General features: G+C 68.6%; 16 protein-coding genes. 8 read left to right on the top strand and 8 right to left on the bottom strand.

Translation table 11 applies throughout. From position 1 onward, the window contains the following. Positions 1–37: 37 nt before the first annotated feature. Positions 38–505 (bottom strand): tRNA adenosine(34) deaminase TadA, encoded by a 468-nt coding sequence (gene tadA / locus J2Y42_RS06470; protein ID WP_309856012.1) that lies wholly within the window; start codon positions 503–505, stop codon positions 38–40. Positions 506–563: 58 nt separating this feature from the next. Between tadA and upp the strand changes: the two genes are divergently transcribed. Continuing rightward, positions 564–1,196 (top strand): uracil phosphoribosyltransferase, encoded by a 633-nt coding sequence (upp, locus tag J2Y42_RS06465; RefSeq protein WP_026307013.1) that lies wholly within the window; start codon positions 564–566, stop codon positions 1,194–1,196. Positions 1,197–1,578: 382 nt separating this feature from the next. Further along, the gene (locus J2Y42_RS06460) at positions 1,579–2,310 is read left to right on the top strand and encodes a winged helix-turn-helix domain-containing protein (protein ID WP_309856009.1); all 732 of its coding nucleotides are present in this window, start codon (positions 1,579–1,581) and stop codon (positions 2,308–2,310) included. Between the two features lie 98 nt (positions 2,311–2,408). Here the strand turns inward: J2Y42_RS06460 and J2Y42_RS06455 are convergent, their stop codons facing one another. The 3 genes from J2Y42_RS06455 to J2Y42_RS06445 form a co-directional block, all read right to left on the bottom strand. Beyond that, a complete protein-coding gene (locus J2Y42_RS06455) occupies positions 2,409–3,233 on the bottom strand; it encodes an ABC transporter permease (protein WP_309856006.1) in 825 nt (274 codons plus the stop codon). Continuing rightward, a complete protein-coding gene (locus tag J2Y42_RS06450) occupies positions 3,230–4,243 on the bottom strand; it encodes an ABC transporter ATP-binding protein (protein ID WP_309856004.1) in 1,014 nt (337 codons plus the stop codon). Before J2Y42_RS06450 ends, J2Y42_RS06455 begins: the two co-directional genes overlap by 4 nt. A gap of 154 nt (positions 4,244–4,397) precedes the next feature. Next, positions 4,398–5,072, bottom strand: a complete 675-nt coding sequence (locus J2Y42_RS06445; RefSeq protein ID WP_309856003.1) for a PadR family transcriptional regulator — start codon at positions 5,070–5,072, stop codon at positions 4,398–4,400. Between the two features lie 136 nt (positions 5,073–5,208). Between J2Y42_RS06445 and J2Y42_RS06440 the strand changes: the two genes are divergently transcribed. The 6 genes from J2Y42_RS06440 to J2Y42_RS06415 all read left to right on the top strand — a co-directional run bounded on the left by J2Y42_RS06440 (position 5,209) and on the right by J2Y42_RS06415 (position 10,261). Continuing rightward, positions 5,209–5,406, top strand: a complete 198-nt coding sequence (locus J2Y42_RS06440; RefSeq protein ID WP_309856001.1) for an excisionase family DNA-binding protein — start codon at positions 5,209–5,211, stop codon at positions 5,404–5,406. 78 nt (positions 5,407–5,484) lie between these two features. Next, positions 5,485–5,718, top strand: coding sequence for a histidine ammonia-lyase (locus J2Y42_RS06435; protein ID WP_309856000.1), 234 nt, complete (start codon positions 5,485–5,487; stop codon positions 5,716–5,718). Between the two features lie 167 nt (positions 5,719–5,885). Next, a complete protein-coding gene (locus tag J2Y42_RS06430) occupies positions 5,886–6,326 on the top strand; it encodes a DoxX family protein (protein WP_309855998.1) in 441 nt (146 codons plus the stop codon). A gap of 372 nt (positions 6,327–6,698) precedes the next feature. After that, positions 6,699–7,166, top strand: coding sequence for a MarR family transcriptional regulator (locus J2Y42_RS06425; protein WP_309855997.1), 468 nt, complete (start codon positions 6,699–6,701; stop codon positions 7,164–7,166). Positions 7,167–7,298: 132 nt separating this feature from the next. Further along, complete coding sequence (locus J2Y42_RS06420) at positions 7,299–9,578, top strand: transglycosylase domain-containing protein (protein ID WP_309855995.1); 2,280 nt, start codon at positions 7,299–7,301, stop codon at positions 9,576–9,578. 98 nt (positions 9,579–9,676) lie between these two features. Continuing rightward, on the top strand, positions 9,677–10,261 hold the full coding sequence (locus J2Y42_RS06415; RefSeq protein ID WP_309855993.1) for a TetR/AcrR family transcriptional regulator: 585 nt from the start codon (positions 9,677–9,679) through the stop codon (positions 10,259–10,261). Positions 10,262–10,297: 36 nt separating this feature from the next. Here the strand turns inward: J2Y42_RS06415 and J2Y42_RS06410 are convergent, their stop codons facing one another. From J2Y42_RS06410 to J2Y42_RS06395, 4 genes are read right to left on the bottom strand one after another with little or no spacing between them, the layout of a single operon-like run. After that, on the bottom strand, positions 10,298–10,768 hold the full coding sequence (locus J2Y42_RS06410; RefSeq protein ID WP_309855992.1) for an SRPBCC family protein: 471 nt from the start codon (positions 10,766–10,768) through the stop codon (positions 10,298–10,300). A 46-nt stretch (positions 10,769–10,814) separates the two neighbouring features. After that, positions 10,815–12,539 carry an alpha-glucosidase gene (locus tag J2Y42_RS06405; protein WP_309855991.1) on the bottom strand — a complete coding sequence of 575 codons (1,725 nt, stop codon included), beginning with the start codon at positions 12,537–12,539 and terminating at the stop codon, positions 10,815–10,817. Between the two features lie 9 nt (positions 12,540–12,548). Next, positions 12,549–13,457 (bottom strand): Gfo/Idh/MocA family oxidoreductase, encoded by a 909-nt coding sequence (locus tag J2Y42_RS06400; RefSeq protein ID WP_309855989.1) that lies wholly within the window; start codon positions 13,455–13,457, stop codon positions 12,549–12,551. Then, positions 13,454–14,641 (bottom strand): ROK family transcriptional regulator, encoded by a 1,188-nt coding sequence (locus J2Y42_RS06395; protein ID WP_309855988.1) that lies wholly within the window; start codon positions 14,639–14,641, stop codon positions 13,454–13,456. The genes J2Y42_RS06400 and J2Y42_RS06395 overlap by 4 nt, the downstream gene beginning before the upstream one ends. Between the last annotated feature and the right edge of the window lie 147 nt (positions 14,642–14,788).

Here is a 14,788-nt window from a genome sequence, read left to right as displayed (position 1 = left end):
GTCGTGCCGTCAGCACCCAGCGTTCAGCGCCGAGCGTTCAGCGCTTTGCGCGGAAGAAGTCGAGCAGCACCTCGCCGCAGTCCTCCGCGAGCACGCCCGCGAACACCTCGACGCGATGATTGAGGCGGCGATCGCGCAGGACGTCGTACACCGATCCCGCGGCGCCCGCCTTCTCGTCCCACGCCCCGAACACGACGGTGGGCACGCGTGCCGCCAGCACGGCGCCCGCGCACATCACGCACGGCTCCAGCGTGACCACGAGCGTGCATCCCTCGAGGTGCCAGTCGTCGCGGGTCGCCGCAGCCTCCCGCAGGGCCAGCACCTCGGCGTGCGCCGTCGGGTCGTGCCGGAGCTCGCGTTCGTTGCGGCCCCGTCCGATGACCTCGCCGCGCTCATCGAGCACGAGGGCGGCCACCGGTACGTCGCCCGTGTCGAAGGCGAGCCGGGCGTCGTCGAGCGCGCGCCGCATCCACTGCTCGTAGTCGCTGGGCACGGGCAGGCTCACGGCGGTCCTCTCGGCGTTCGGGGGTTCGGCTGTTCGGGGTTCGGCTAGCCTTGAGCCTATGCGAGTGCACGTTGCGGACCACCCACTCATCACCCACAAGCTGACGGTGCTCCGTGACAAGCGGACGCCGTCGCCGGTGTTCCGCCAGCTCACCGAGGAGCTCGTGACGCTGCTCGCGTACGAGGCGACGCGCGGTGTCCGTGTGCAGCCCGTCGAGATCCAGACCCCGGTCACCACCACGACCGGCGTCGCCCTGAGCGAGCCGCGCCCGCTCGTCGTCCCGATCCTGCGTGCGGGCCTCGGGATGCTCGAGGGGATGGTGCGGCTCATGCCGACCGCCGAGGTCGGCTTCCTCGGCATGGTCCGCAACGAGGAGACGCTCGAGCCCACCACGTATGCGGAGCGCCTGCCGATGGACCTGTCCGACCGGCAGTGCTTCGTGCTGGACCCGATGCTCGCGACGGGCGGGTCGCTCGGCGCAGCGATCGAGTTCCTCTTCGCGCGCAATGCCGTCGACGTGACGGCCATCTGCCTGCTCGCCGCCCCGGAGGGCCTGGAGGCGCTCGAGAAGGCGACAGAGGGCCGCAATGTGACCATCGTCCTGGGCGCGCTCGACGAGCGGCTGAACGAGAACGGCTACATCGTCCCGGGCCTCGGAGACGCCGGAGACCGCCTCTACGGCACGGTCTAGCCAGCACGAAACATTGCGTAATGATTTGACACGTCGAGTCATCGTCGGTTTTACTAACCTGCATGACTGACAACTCGCGTACCCTGACCTCCTTCGAGGCCCTTGGGGATGCCGGCATGATGATGGCCGGCCGCGACTCCGTCATGTGTTGCCGAATGTGTCGCTGATCTGACGACCCTTCGCCGAGCAGCAGCCCTCCGACGTCATCTCGTCGTGACCGGGCGCACGCTCCCCGGGAGCGCCACACTCACGCTCCCGCGCATCCGCCCCACCGTCTAGGGGCACACAACACGACATTCCCCGGAAATCCCCGCACTCCGCCGTACCCGCGGAGCCTCATCGCATCGGGATCCGGAACATCATCACTAAGGACTCGATTCCCATGTCTCTGGCCACCGTCGACACCGCCTTCCCCCGCACCTCCGCCGTCTCTCCGGTCAGCCCGGTCCGCCCGGCGCCCGCACCGGCTGCTGAGCCGGCCCCCCGTATCCGCGCCGTCCCCGAGGGCACCGAGGCCCGCGGCTTCGTGCTCTACGTCGGCATCGACGAGGCGAAGGCCGCCGCCGCAGGCACCGACCTCGGTCGCATCGTGGAGGCGCTGAAGCGCCTCACCGCCGAGATCGCCCCGACCGCCGAGACCTACGCCGCCGTCGCCCTCGCCCCGGCCGGCGCCGGTGGACGCGACGTGGATGTGGTGCGCCTCGCCCTGCAGGACCCGGCCGCCATCGCGAAGCACCGCCACGCCGTCACCGTCGACGAGGATGAGGACCGCGCCGCATCCGGCGTCGTGGTCGACATCTCGCGGAAGCGTCTCGTGCTCGACAACCAGACCGTCGCGCTCACGTACAAGGAGTTCGAGCTGCTGCAGTACCTCGTGCTGCGCGAGGGCCGCACCATCGAGCGCTCCGAGCTCATCTCGTCGCTGTGGAGCGGCGCCGATGAGGACGAGATCCCGAACGAGCGCACCATCGACGTGCACGTGCGCCGTCTGCGCGCGAAGCTCGGCCGCTACGAGGACATCGTGCGCACCGTCCGTGGCGTCGGCTACCGCTTCGACCGTCACGCCGACGTCTCGATCCGCTACGCGAGCGCTCCCTCCCCCGACCTCTTCTGAGCCTCGCCCCCGCCCCGCAGCCCAGCCAACAGCTCCTGAGTTTTTCCGCGTTTTCGACCCCGTTAACGCGAAAAACTCAGGAGCTGTCGGCTTGGGAGCTAGGCGGAGCGCTGGTAGACGCGGAAGGCGCTGGTCGCCCAGGCGGCCATGACGACCGCGAGTGCCGCCAGCAGACCGGCGTGCGCCCACAGTGTCGCCCAGTCGGGATGTGCGCTGAGCGCCTGGCGACCGACGATCACCGCCCACTCGAACGGGTTGTAGGCCGAGACGTTCTGCACCCACTCCGGCGAGAGCTTCGTGTTCATGATCGCCGAGCTGAGGAACATCAGCGGCAGCGTGATGAGCTGCGAGATGCCGATCAGCGCCGTCTGCTCACGAGCCAGCAGCGCGACCGCGTTCGACAGCGAGCAGAAGACCGCGGTCAGCAGCACCACTCCGAGGAGGAGGAGCAGGATGCCGACGGCACCTCCCTCGAAGCGAGCCCCTGCCCAGAACGCGATGCCGACCACCACCAGCGACTGCACCACCGCGAGCAGAGACTGGTACACGAGCGTCGACACGATCATCGCCCCGCGGTTCGTCGGCGAGGTGAGGAAGCGGTCCATCACGCCGCGATCCATGTCCTGGATGTAGACGGTCCCTGACCACGCAGACCCGAATAACGCCAGCATCATGACGACGCCGGGCGTCAGGTACTCCAGGTAGCTCTGCCCGACGCCGAAGCCCGGGATGTCGATCACCGACTTGAACAGCTGACCGAACAGCAGGAGCCAGATCACCGGCTGCACCAGGTTCATCACCAGGAAGGCCGGCATCCGCCAGGCGGCGCGCAGCTGCCGTCCGGTCAGCAGCAGCGTGTGCGTCAGGAACGTGGGGCCGTTCCGCCGCTGCGGGCGGGATGCGGGAAGGGCGGTCGTGGTCATGATGCGTTCTCCAGGACGAACTCGGCGGACTCCTGCGCCCGCGTGAATGTGCGGCCGGTGTGCCGCAGGTAGACGTCGTCCAGACTCGGTCGGGCGACAGTGGCGGAGGCGACGGCGACGCCCGCGGCCTCCAGCGCGGCGAGTGCCAGAGGGAGCGTCGCAGCGCCGTTGTCGGCGCGGGCGCGCAGGGTGCGGCCGTCTCCGCCCACCTCGCGGAGCGCATCCACCCGCTGCAGGGCGGTGAGCCCCGCGAACGGATCCGCGTCGCCGGCCAGTTCGACGATCACGGCATCGCCGCGGAGGTCGTTCTTGAGTTCCTCGGGAGTCCCGCCGGCGACGACCCGGCCGTGGTCGACGATCGCCAGCCGGTCGGCCAGGCGGTCTGCCTCGTCGAGGTAGTGCGTCGTCAGCAGCACCGTCAGGTTCTCGGCGGTGGTCATCCGCTCCAGCTCCAGCCAGAGCTCGGCGCGCGCCTCCGGGTCGAGGCCGGTGGTCGGTTCGTCGAGGAACAGCACCTCCGGCCGGTGCATGAGGCCGATCGCCACATCCAGCTTTCGCGCCATGCCGCCCGAGTACGTCTTGACCTGACGGCGGGCGTGATCGGTCAGGCCGAACCGGTCGAGCAGTTCGCGTGCGCGGGCCGCGGCCTCCCGGCCGGACATGCCCTGCAGTCGGCCGGCGAGCACGAGGTTCTCCACTCCGGTGTCCATCGGATCGGAGACCGGCTTCTGGGCGACGAACCCGAGGGCTCGGCGCACGCGTGCCGGATGACGCGCGACATCGATTCCCGCGACGTAGGCCGTTCCCGAGTCCGGGCGGGTGAGCGTCGACAGGATCTTCATGGTCGTCGACTTGCCGGCGCCGTTGGGGCCGAGCAGGGCGAACACGGTGCCTTTCTCGGCTTCGAAGCCGAGGTCGTCGAGGGCGCGGAGCGGAGGGTTCCCCCGCCCTCCCGGATACGTCTTCACGAGGTGGTCGGCGGCGAGCGCCGGACCGTTTGCGGTTGCCATGGTGGCTTCTCTCTTTCAGGTAGGCAGCCACCGACGGGGATATCCTTGAAGACAGCCCTCGGTGACTGTTGACGCAGGTTCCTCACGGAACGACTGAAGGTGTGGATGGCCGGAGAGTTGCCGCTCTCCGGCCATCGTTCTGTGGCACGAGGCCTTACGACAGGAACAGCTCGGCCGCCTCCTTCCCGAAGGCGCCCGCGGCGATGCGCTCGCGCAGCTCCTCCATGCCGATCCCCTGGGCGAGCAGCTCATGCAGCTGCTCCCACCAGTCGTAGCCGCCGATCGAGCGGTCACGGATGCGTGCGGCCAGGTCGGCCACGAACGCGCGCTCCGCCTGCAGCACGGCCATCCGGTAGTGGAACTCGACCATGAAGAGTTCGGGGAGGCTGCCCGCTTCTGCGAGCAGCACGGTGCGCTCGGCAAGGTCGGTGTCGATCCGGTCGCGGCGACGTTCGAGCAGTTCGGCCGCGACGTCCGGCGGCAGCATGGGGAGCAGCGAGAGCCCGGTCTCGATCGCCGGGTACTCCTTGACCGGGATCTCGACGAGCTCCCGCAGCCACTCCTCGGCCTCCTGCCGCCCGGCGGGAGTGATCGCGTAGACGACGCGTTCCGGCCGGTTGCCCTCGCGCTCGGTCTGCGCCACCTCGATGAAGCCGTGCTTCTCGAGCGACTTGATGACGGCGTAGAGCGACCCGAAGTTCAGGCGGATGCTGTCTTCCTTGCCGCGCTCCTTCATGGTCGTCGTCATCTCGTACGGGTACATCGGCCGCTCCCAGAGGCAGGCCAGAACGGCCAACGCCAGCGGGTTGGATACCGCGCGCTTCGCCATGACGTCTCCTCCGAACGGTGATTACTCTGAGTAGAGTATTCGATTCAGAGTAACGCTGTCCACCCCCGCAGCCCACGGGGTTCGGTTACCCGTACTCGCGGCTGCCCGCCTCGACGCACGCGGTTACGGTCTTCGTGTGGACGACCCGACTTTTCTCCTCCCCGAGGTGGCCGCTTCCCGGCTCGGCGTCGGAGAGTTGCAGGTGCATGAACTCATCGCTGCCGGCGGAATTCGGACCGTGTTCTACCGCGGAGCCGTACGGATAGCACTCGACGAAGTGAACCGTTATCTCGAGAGCCTGTCGGGTGTCGGGACTCAACGGGTTGGAAGGTGAGACGGGGTCGATCACGTACCCTGACAGAAGTTCCGGAACATGGATGCGGGGCGCGATGGCGGCAGGAGGAGGAGCACCATGAGCGTTGCATTCCCAGAGGGGATGATCTCAGTCACGACCGCGGACGGCGACATCGTCATCCTCCGCATCTGTGATCTGTGCGGTGCGGCCGTCGTCGAAGGTGAGGGCACCGACCTCGCGTTCCACAAACGCTGGCACCGGCTCACCGGCTCGGGCAACTGGATCGACCCGGCGACCGGCCGCCACCACGGCCCAGGGAACCCGGCCTTCCCGGGCGCGTCGCACGCCTGAGCGGGTGCGGTGCGCTCGGCGACACGAGATCGCGATCGGATCGGTTCACCTGACACGCCGCTGTCCGCCGATTCCCGGAGCATGTCCACCGGCGCTCCAGAAAGCGTTGCGAGGGTAGACCGCACGGTGCATCCCACACCGGAAGTCACCACGACCTGGAGGACTCCATGAGCCCACGTGCAACGTCTCGACCGTCGACTCGCGACCTCGGTCTGCTCCTGCTCCGCATCGCCGTCGGAGGCATACTCATCGCCCACGGCATCCAGAAGCTGTTCGTCTACACCCTGCCCGGGGTGACGGAATCCTTCGCAGGGATGGGAGTCCCCGCCGCGGAACTCGTGGCGCCGGCGGTCGCGACCATCGAGCTGCTCGGAGGCGCGCTCATCGTGGCGGGAGTCGGCACACGCATCGCCGGGCTCTTCGCCGCGGTCGCAATGCTGGGCGCGGTATTCACCGCGCACCTCTCCGCCGGGTTCTTCGCCAGTGACGGCGGATTCGAGTTCCCGCTGCTGCTGGCCTGTGCGGCCGTCGCACTCGCCTTGACCGGTCCCGGACGCCTGTCCTTGCACGCGGCCGTCCTGCATGGGCGGATGCCGTTGGCGGCCTGAGCCCGGTCGGTCGAGTTCGAGGGAAAACCGCGGCGTGCGGGATCGGCGATGTCGTTCCGTCGACGGTTCTCACGTACGCATAGCGAACTCGCAGAAAAAATAACGACTTGATAACTAGATGCCGTTACCTCTTCGTTATATAGTTCAAGAGCAATGGTTGTTTGCTGTGGCAGCCATCGCGGAATGTGATTGCAGGACACTCTTGGTGCAAGGGAGAGGGCCGGCCGCTAGCCTCTGCGGCCGGCCCTCAATCTTTTTCTCGCCCGTCCTCTCCTTCCGCCCTCGCCGCTCCCCCGTGGTGGCACGGATGTCGGTCGCGCGCGCATGATGGGAAGATGCGAATGCATTGAGCTCGCGTAGGGAGGACGGGTCATGGCCGAGAGCGCGACGGCGGCGGAGCCCACGAAACGTACCCGAATCAGCGCCGTCTCCGCGTGGGAGTCTCTGTTCCGGGCCCAGGTGGCCGTGATGCGGACGCTGGCGGCCGAGTTCCCCACCCGCGACATCTCGTTCAACGAGTACGACGTGCTGTTCAACCTGTCGCGCCAGCCGAACCGTCAACTGCGTCTGCGCGATCTGAACAAGCACGTGCTGCTCACCCAGCCGAGTGTCAGCCGTCTCGTCGATCGGCTCGTCGCACGCGGACTGGTGGCGAAATGCCCTGAGCCGTCCGATGCGCGCGGCACGGTGATCCGGCTGACCGACACGGGATACGACATGTTCCGCCGTGTCGCCGTCGATCATATGAAGACCATCACAGATCGGGTCGGCGGCCGGTTGACCCCGGAAGAGCTGGAGACCCTCGCCGTGCTCTGCGACAAGCTGCGCGACCCGTCCTGACGGAAGTTCTCCACAGGCTCGGCGGTCTTCGTTCCATCCACCAACCTGAGCGTGCGCGTCCCGGACGCGTCGGATGCGACGCGTATCATTGCCGCCACGGACGAACGGTAGTTCCACTGAGGGAGAAGACGCATGAGATGGGGATGGGCGCCTGCCCTGGCCGGCTTCGTGGCACTGAGCGGGCTTGCCGGCGTGCTGGCTGCGGCGGCTGTGACACCGGCTGTCGCGCTCACCGGCAGCGCGGCCGATTCGACCATCAGCGTCTTCGACGGGCTGCCGGAATACATCAAGGTCGAGCCGCTCGCGCAGGCGTCGACGATGTACGCGCTCAGCCACGGCCAGCAGGTCCCGATCGCCAGCTTCTACTCCCAGAACCGCGTCGAGGTCGGCTGGGACGGCATCTCGCAGAACCTCAAGGACGCCGCGATCGCCACGGAGGATCCGCGGTTCTATGAGCACGGAGGCGTGGATGTCACGGGCACCGTGCGCGGGGCCGTCCTGACGGCGCTGCACAAATCCGTGCAGGGTGGATCCTCGATCACCCAGCAGTACGTCAAGAACATCCTCGTGCAGCGCTGCGAGAACAAGCAGCCCGACCCGACCGCGAGCGATGCGGTCCAGAAGAAGCAGCTGACCATCTACGAGGCCTGCTACGACGACGCCACGAAGGTGGACCCGTCGCGCAAGCTGAAGGAGATGCGCTACGCGATCGGGCTCGAGAAGGAGTACTCGAAGAACGACATCCTTCAGAGCTACCTGAACATCGCGCTCTTCGGCGGCCGTGTGTACGGCGTCCAGTCCGCCGCCGAGTACTACTTCGGTGTCGCGGCGAAGGATGTGAACATCCAGCAGGCGGCGACCCTCATCGCCATCCTCAACAACCCCGACAACCTGCGCATCGACCGTCCGGACGACAAGGAGAACGGCGCGGCCAACGGGTACAAGGAGACCCTCGACCGGCGCAACTACGTGCTCGACCGGATGCTCGCCAACGGGAAGATCACCAAGGAGGAGCACGACGCTGCGCGCGCCACCAAGGTGGAGCCGAAGATCACTCCGACCCAGAACGGCTGCATGACGGCGCAGCAGTACAACGCCGCGTTCTTCTGCGACTACGTCGAGCGCACCATCGAACTGAACCCCATCTTCGGCAAGACGGAGGACGACCGTTCCAACTTCCTCACCCGCGGCGGCCTCAAGATCTACACGACGCTCAACCTCGACCTGCAGAGCCAAGCGCAGGAGGCCATCAGCGCGTACATCCCGCCCGCCGACCCGCGCCTCGACGTCGGATCGTCGAACGTCTCGGTCGAGGTCGGCACCGGGCGCGTCGTCACCATGGTGCAGAACCGCCCGTACGACAACACGGCCAATCCCGCTCCGGCGACCACGGCCGTCAACTACAACACCGACTACGACTACGGAGGCTCCGAGGGCTTCCAGACCGGTTCGGCCTATAAGGTGTTCGACCTGCTGGAGTGGCTGCAGGAGGGGCATTCCCTCTACCAGACGGTGAGCGGAACCCAGCACGTCTTCCCGCAGACGCAGTTCCACGCGAGCGACCCGTGCAATGACATCGGCGGCGCCCCCTGGAACGTGTCGAACGACGAGGGCGAGAGCGTCACGGCGACGACCGTGATGAACGCGACCGCGCAGTCCATCAACACGGTCTTCGCGAAGATGGCGACCCAGCTCGACCTCTGCGGCATCAAGCAGCGCGCACAGGATCTGCTGGTCCACGGCGCCGACGAGTCGGCCAACCGGTTCATGGCCAACCCGTCGGCCGTGCTCGGGACGAACTACATCGCCCCGATCACCATGGCGACCGCGTACGCGGGACTCGCCAACAACGGCGTCGCCTGCAGCCCGATCGCGATCGACAAGATCGTCGACGCCGACGGCGCTGAGCACGCGGTGCCCAAGTCGACGTGCTCGCCGACTCCGATCGACCCGCAGGTCGCCGCTGCCGCGATCTACGCCCTGCAGGGCGTGCTGCGCGGTGGCGGAACAGCGGCGTCGGCCAACCCCGGCGACGGCATCCCGATCTTCGGCAAGACCGGCACGACGGACAACTCCGTCGAGAACTGGCTCGTCACCTCCACCACCAAGGTCGCCCAGGCCACCTGGGTCGGCAACGTCCAGGGCGGGGTGGCGCTCCGGAGCGTCGGCTTCCAGGGCGTCGGAGGCGGCAACGTCAAGTTCTCGATCGCCAAGCGCATCCTGACCGCACTGAACGCGGCCTACGGTGGTGGGGCTTTCCCGTCGCCGAGCGGCAAGTTCACGACGGCTCCGGTCGCGCCCAAGCCGCCGACCGCTCCGGGAGCGCCCACAGCACCCGCTCCGGGAGCCGGTGGGAACCCCGGTAACGGCGGCGGTCAGGGCGGCGGTCCAGGCAAGCCCGGCAAGCCCTGATCGGCGACCCGGAGGGGCAGTTCCGGCCGGCCGATCGACAGCGAGAAAGCCCACTGCTGTCTAGCCATCCGGCCCGATATCCGGACTAGTGTTATCGCGTGGGACGCACACCAGATCCGAACCGCAAACCGGAACTGCTCGGCCGCATCATGGAGCACGTGGCGACGGAGCCGCTCTCCCGCATGACCTTCCGCAGCCTGGCCAGCGCCCTCGGGGTGAGCACCTACTCGTTCGTGTACCACTTCGGCTCCCGCCAGGAGATGATCGACGCCATCCTCGAAGAGGGCGTCCGTCAGCAGACCGAGTCGCTCGCCGGTGTCGACGTGACGGCGTTCGACCGCGACCAGTTCCACGACTGGTACAAGGAGGCGTTCCGCCACTCCCTGCGCGAGAGCAACCGCACCGGACTGCGGCTGCAGTTCGAGGCGGGAGCGCTGGAGCCGATCGACCCCGACATCGGCAAGCGCGTGACGACGTCCTTCATGCAGTGGCGCGACACGGTCAAAGCGTGGCTCAAGAAGCAGGGCGTCGAGACCCGGCGGGCGGGCATCCTCGCCACCTGGCTCGTCGACTCCGCGGCCGGACTCCACTTCGGCTTCCTGATGACCGGCGACCGGAACGGCACCGTGCAGGCGTTCGACGTGTTCCTCGTCGCGTTCCTCCGCGAAGCCTTCGACGCCTGATCGGACGCCCGCGCCGACCAACCGGCGACCGGACGCCTACCGCGCGTCGCGCTCGGCCACCGTCTTCACGCCCTCCAGCATCTGCGCCCAGTTCGCCCGGGAGTGCTCGGCGGCCTCCCGCGTCGGGTTGTTGTCCTGGTCGAGCGTCACCCGCGTTCCGCCGGGGATCTCATCCAGCTCGAACCGAAGCGTGTGGTAGTTCTCCGGCTCGTCGGGCAGGCCGCTCAACGGGCTGAAATGCGTCAGCACCACGCGCCACGGCTCCTCGCGATCCTCCAGTTCGATCACCCGCCCGTGGTCCTCGAACGCCTTGCCCTGCCATTCGCCGCGCCAGACGATCTCCGACCCCAGGCGCCAGTCGGACACCACCTCGGCGCCGAACAGGATCTCCGGCCGCGCGCCGTTCGTGGTCAGCACATCCCACACCGCACGCCGCGGTGCGGCCACGTCGATCTCCGCACGCGCCACATAGTTGCCCATCGTCGCCTCCCGGGTCGTGTCGCCCATCCCACACCCGGCACGCCGCCGGCGCAAGGACGACCTCACCTGAGCGTCAGGCCCGGGAGTAGACCACGGCCTCCCAGGGGCGCAGCGATCCGCTCGTCGCCTCGGTCGCGGAGCCCAGGTTGGAGAGCACCAGTTCGGCCGCACGCGCATCGCCACCACCGACCGCCCAGGCGGGAAGCTGCGCAGCATCGAACGTCGCCGGCTCGCTGCTGAGGTTCGCCAGCACCAGCAACGACCGCTCGCCGAGACTGCGGGTGTACGCGAAGACCTGGGGATGCTCCGGAAGCACGAGCGCGTAGTCCCCGGTCGCGACGACCTCCGACCGATGGCGCAGGTCGATGAGCGCCCGGTAGTGGGCGAACACCGAGTTCGGATCGGCCACCTCGGCTTCGGCGTTGATCTCGGCCGCGTTCGGGTTGACCGTGATCCACGGCGTCCCGGTGGTGAAGCCGGCGTGCGGACCGGACGTCCACTGCATCGGCGTGCGGGCATTGTCGCGGCTGGTCCGCCGCAGCGCCGCCAGCACGTCCTCCGCGGGAGCGCCCAGGATGTCGACGGCTTCCGCGTAGTGATTCAGCGACTCGATGTCGCGGAAGTCGTCGATCGAGGAGAACGGGACGTTCGTCATCCCGAGCTCCTCGCCCTGGTAGACGTACGGCGTGCCGCGCATGAGGTGCAGCACGGTGCCGAGCGCTTTCGCCGACGGGATGCGGTGCTCGCCGTCGTCGCCGAAGCGGCTGACGACGCGCGGCTGGTCGTGGTTGTTCCAGTACAGGCTGTTCCAGCCGAGGTCGGCGAGCCCCTCCTGCCACGTGGAGAGGTTGCGCTTGAGGTCGAGGACGCTGAGCGGGCGGTGGTCCCACTTGCCGCCCGGTCCGTGGTCGAGGTCGACGTGCTCGAACTGGAACACCATGTCGAGCTCGCCGTTGCGGGGGTCCGTGAACCTGCGTGCCTGCTCGATGTCGACGCCCGGCATCTCGCCGACGGTCAGGTAGCGGTCCTCGCGCCCGGCGAACACGCGCTCGTGCATCTCGTGCAGGAACTCGTGGATGCGCGGGCCCTGCGCGAAGTACGGGTACGCGTCGCCGTAGAGGGCGCCCTCCGGGACGACCCCGTCGGGCAGCGAGGTGACCTTGGAGATGAAGTTGATGACGTCCATCCGGAAGCCGTCGACCCCGCGGTCGAGCCACCAGTTCATCATCTCGTAGACCGCGTCGCGCACCTCCGGGTTCTCCCAGTTGAGGTCCGGCTGCTTGCGCGAGAACAGGTGGAGGTAGTACTCGCCGGTCTGCGGGTCGAGCTGCCAGGCCGGTCCGGAGAAGAAGGAGCCCCAGTTGGTCGGCTCCGCGCCCTGTTCGCCCGGCTGCGTGCCCTCGCGCGCCGGACGCCACCAGTACCAGTCGCGCTTGGGGTTGTCGGTGGAGGACGCCGACTCGATGAACCACGGATGCTCGTCGGACGTGTGGTTGACGACGAGGTCCATGACCAGCTTCATGCCGCGGGCGTGCATCCCTTCGAGGAGTTCGTCGAAGTCGTCGAACGTGCCGAACAGCGGGTCGATCGCGCGGTAGTCGCTGATGTCGTAGCCGTTGTCGTCGTGCGGGGACGCGTAGATCGGCGAGAGCCAGACCACGTCGACGCCGAGTTCGTTCAGGTAGTCGAGGTGCTCGATCACCCCGCGCAGGTCACCGATCCCGTCTCCGTCGCTGTCCGCGAAGCTGCGCGGATAGACCTGATAGACGACCGCCGACTGCCACCACTTGTCGCTCACGCGCCCACCCTACCGGGGCAGCAGGATTCGTCGCCCGGTGCGCGCGGACTCCCGCGCCGCGACGGCCACACGCAGTGCCTCGACCGCGGAGGAGACGGGCGCTCGGGTGGTCGGCACGCCCGCGGTCACGCAGTCGAGGAAGTAGCGCGCCTGCCCGGCGAACGCGTCGCCGGCCTCCGGCTCCGCCGCATCCACCCCCGTGTCGCCGACGACCTCGAACGTCGTGCGGAAGGCCTGGCCCTCGGGGAGGTCGGACACGCTGAGCACCTGGGCGACGCCGCCGCCCTCGTACTCGATCGTCGTCATGACCGGGACGCCGAAGCCCGCACCCGCCGACGGGATGCTGGTCACGGCGACAGCGCGACCGAGGTAGGAGGACGCCTGGTCGATGTCGTGGATCGCGAAGTCGACGAGCATCCCGCCGGACCGCGATTCGTCCTCCAGCCAGTCATAGCCGACCGGCGCCGCCGAGATCCGCGACGCGCGCACCACGCGTGGACGGCCGACGGCCCCGGCCGCGACGCGTTCCGCGAGTGCCGCGTAGCCGGGGAAGAACCGGACGACGTGCGCGACCATCAGCGTCCCACGCGCCCGGGCCGCCGCGGCCTGCACACGCTCGGCGTCCTCCACGGTCAGCGCGATGGGCTTCTCGAGCAGTACGTGACGACCCGCCTCGAGCGCCTGGATGGCCAGGTCGGCATGCGACGGGGTCGGGGTGCAGATGGAGACGATGGTGACGGCGGGGTCGTCGAGCGCCTCCGCCAGCCGGGTGGCCCAGCGGGCGTCGGGCGCCTCCGGGAGATCCGGACGGCGTCGCGGCGACACCGCGTACAGCACCGGGACGTCGTTGGCCGCCCATGCCGCCGCGTGCGCCCGGCCCATCCGGCCGGCGCCGACGATGGCGACGGCCTGGGTCATCGGACGACGAGGTCGACGCGCGCCGGGTCGAACACCGAGTCGAGGATGAGCCGCCCGGCCCCGCGGATGCCCGCCTGCTCTTTGGCGACGCTCACCGCGATGTCGAGCTGGTCGGTGATCATCGGCAGGCAGTCCGAGTAGATGGCCGAGCGCACGCCGGCGACGAACGCCTCGGCCTCGCCCAGGATGCCGCCGAGCACCAGCCGCTGCGGGTTGAAGAAGTTCATGATCGTCGCGAGCACTCCACCCGTGCGGAGGCCCGCCTCCCGGAGCTCCTGCGTGGCGCGTGGATGCGCGTCCCGGGCCAGTGCGAGCACCTCGCGGGTGTCGGAGATCTCGACGCCGGAGGACCGCAGCGCCTGGACGATCGCGGCGCCGCCGGCCACCGCATCCAGGCAGCCGATCCGGCCGCACGAGCAGAGCACCGCGGGGGCGCCGGGGACGGTGACGTGGCTGATGTCGCCCGCCATGCCGTGGTGGCCGTGGTAGACGCCGCCGAAGGCGACGATGCCGCAGCCGATGCTCGATCCCGCCTTCACGAAGACGAGCTCGCCGACATTGCCGCCCAGGGTGTCGTACTCGCCGAGCGCCATCAGGTTGGCGTCGTTATCGGCCGCGGCGGGGAGCCCGGTGATCGCGGAGAGCTCGGCGGCCACATCCACACCGTTCCAGCCGGGCATGCGCGAAGGCGACACCATACGGCCGGTGGTGGAGTCGACAGGGCCGGGGAGTCCGATCCCGAATCCGCGGAGCGTCTGGCCCGGCTGCGCGTGCGCCTCCGTCAGTTCGGCGCCGACCTCGGCGATCCAGCTGAGAATGGCGGTGGGGCCGGTGGAGATGTCCATCGGCTCGGTCCGGGAGGCCAGCACGCGCCCGCTCAGGTCGATGAGCCCGAAGGTGGCGTGATGCGAGCCGAGGTCGGCGGCGCAGACGACGCCGGTGGACGCATCCACTTCGAGGGCGCGCGGGCGGCGGCCGCCGTGTGAGACGCCCGCACCCGCCTCGCGGAGGTAACCGGCGGCGATGAGGGCGTCGACGCGCTGCGAAACCGTCGAGGGCGAGAGGCCGGTGCTGCGGGCGAGATCCGCCCGCGAACGGGACCGGCCGGAGCGGACGAGCTCCAGGATGCCGCCAGGACTGCCCGGCCCGGCAAGGACGGACGTCCCCTCCATCGTGCTCGTCATCGCGGCATCCCCTCTGCGGCGATGGGCCTGCTGCCCGCCGTCCTGCGTCGAGGATACTGTACCGACTTCGTTCGATATCGGATTAACTAATTTCGATATTGCGGCCAAGCGTCGATACTTAGTACGCTCATCGAAACCTTCCCGACG

The organism is Leifsonia sp. 1010 (genome assembly GCF_031455295.1).
GTDB lineage: Bacteria > Actinomycetota > Actinomycetes > Actinomycetales > Microbacteriaceae > Leifsonia.
This window is presented reverse-complemented; position numbering and strand designations above follow the sequence as displayed.

Coding starts and splice junctions, on each gene's coding strand:
- J2Y42_RS06395 (WP_309855988.1), bottom strand. CDS start 14,641: ATGACGAGCACGATGGAGGGGACGTCCGTCCTTGCCGGGCCGGGCAGT.
- J2Y42_RS06420 (WP_309855995.1), top strand. CDS start 7,299: ATGAGATGGGGATGGGCGCCTGCCCTGGCCGGCTTCGTGGCACTGAGC.
- J2Y42_RS06455 (WP_309856006.1), bottom strand. CDS start 3,233: ATGACCACGACCGCCCTTCCCGCATCCCGCCCGCAGCGGCGGAACGGC.
- J2Y42_RS06400 (WP_309855989.1), bottom strand. CDS start 13,457: ATGACCCAGGCCGTCGCCATCGTCGGCGCCGGCCGGATGGGCCGGGCG.
- J2Y42_RS06450 (WP_309856004.1), bottom strand. CDS start 4,243: ATGGCAACCGCAAACGGTCCGGCGCTCGCCGCCGACCACCTCGTGAAG.
- J2Y42_RS06410 (WP_309855992.1), bottom strand. CDS start 10,768: ATGGGCGACACGACCCGGGAGGCGACGATGGGCAACTATGTGGCGCGT.
- J2Y42_RS06445 (WP_309856003.1), bottom strand. CDS start 5,072: ATGGCGAAGCGCGCGGTATCCAACCCGCTGGCGTTGGCCGTTCTGGCC.
- J2Y42_RS06430 (WP_309855998.1), top strand. CDS start 5,886: ATGAGCCCACGTGCAACGTCTCGACCGTCGACTCGCGACCTCGGTCTG.
- J2Y42_RS06425 (WP_309855997.1), top strand. CDS start 6,699: ATGGCCGAGAGCGCGACGGCGGCGGAGCCCACGAAACGTACCCGAATC.
- J2Y42_RS06460 (WP_309856009.1), top strand. CDS start 1,579: ATGTCTCTGGCCACCGTCGACACCGCCTTCCCCCGCACCTCCGCCGTC.
- upp (WP_026307013.1), top strand. CDS start 564: ATGCGAGTGCACGTTGCGGACCACCCACTCATCACCCACAAGCTGACG.
- J2Y42_RS06435 (WP_309856000.1), top strand. CDS start 5,485: ATGAGCGTTGCATTCCCAGAGGGGATGATCTCAGTCACGACCGCGGAC.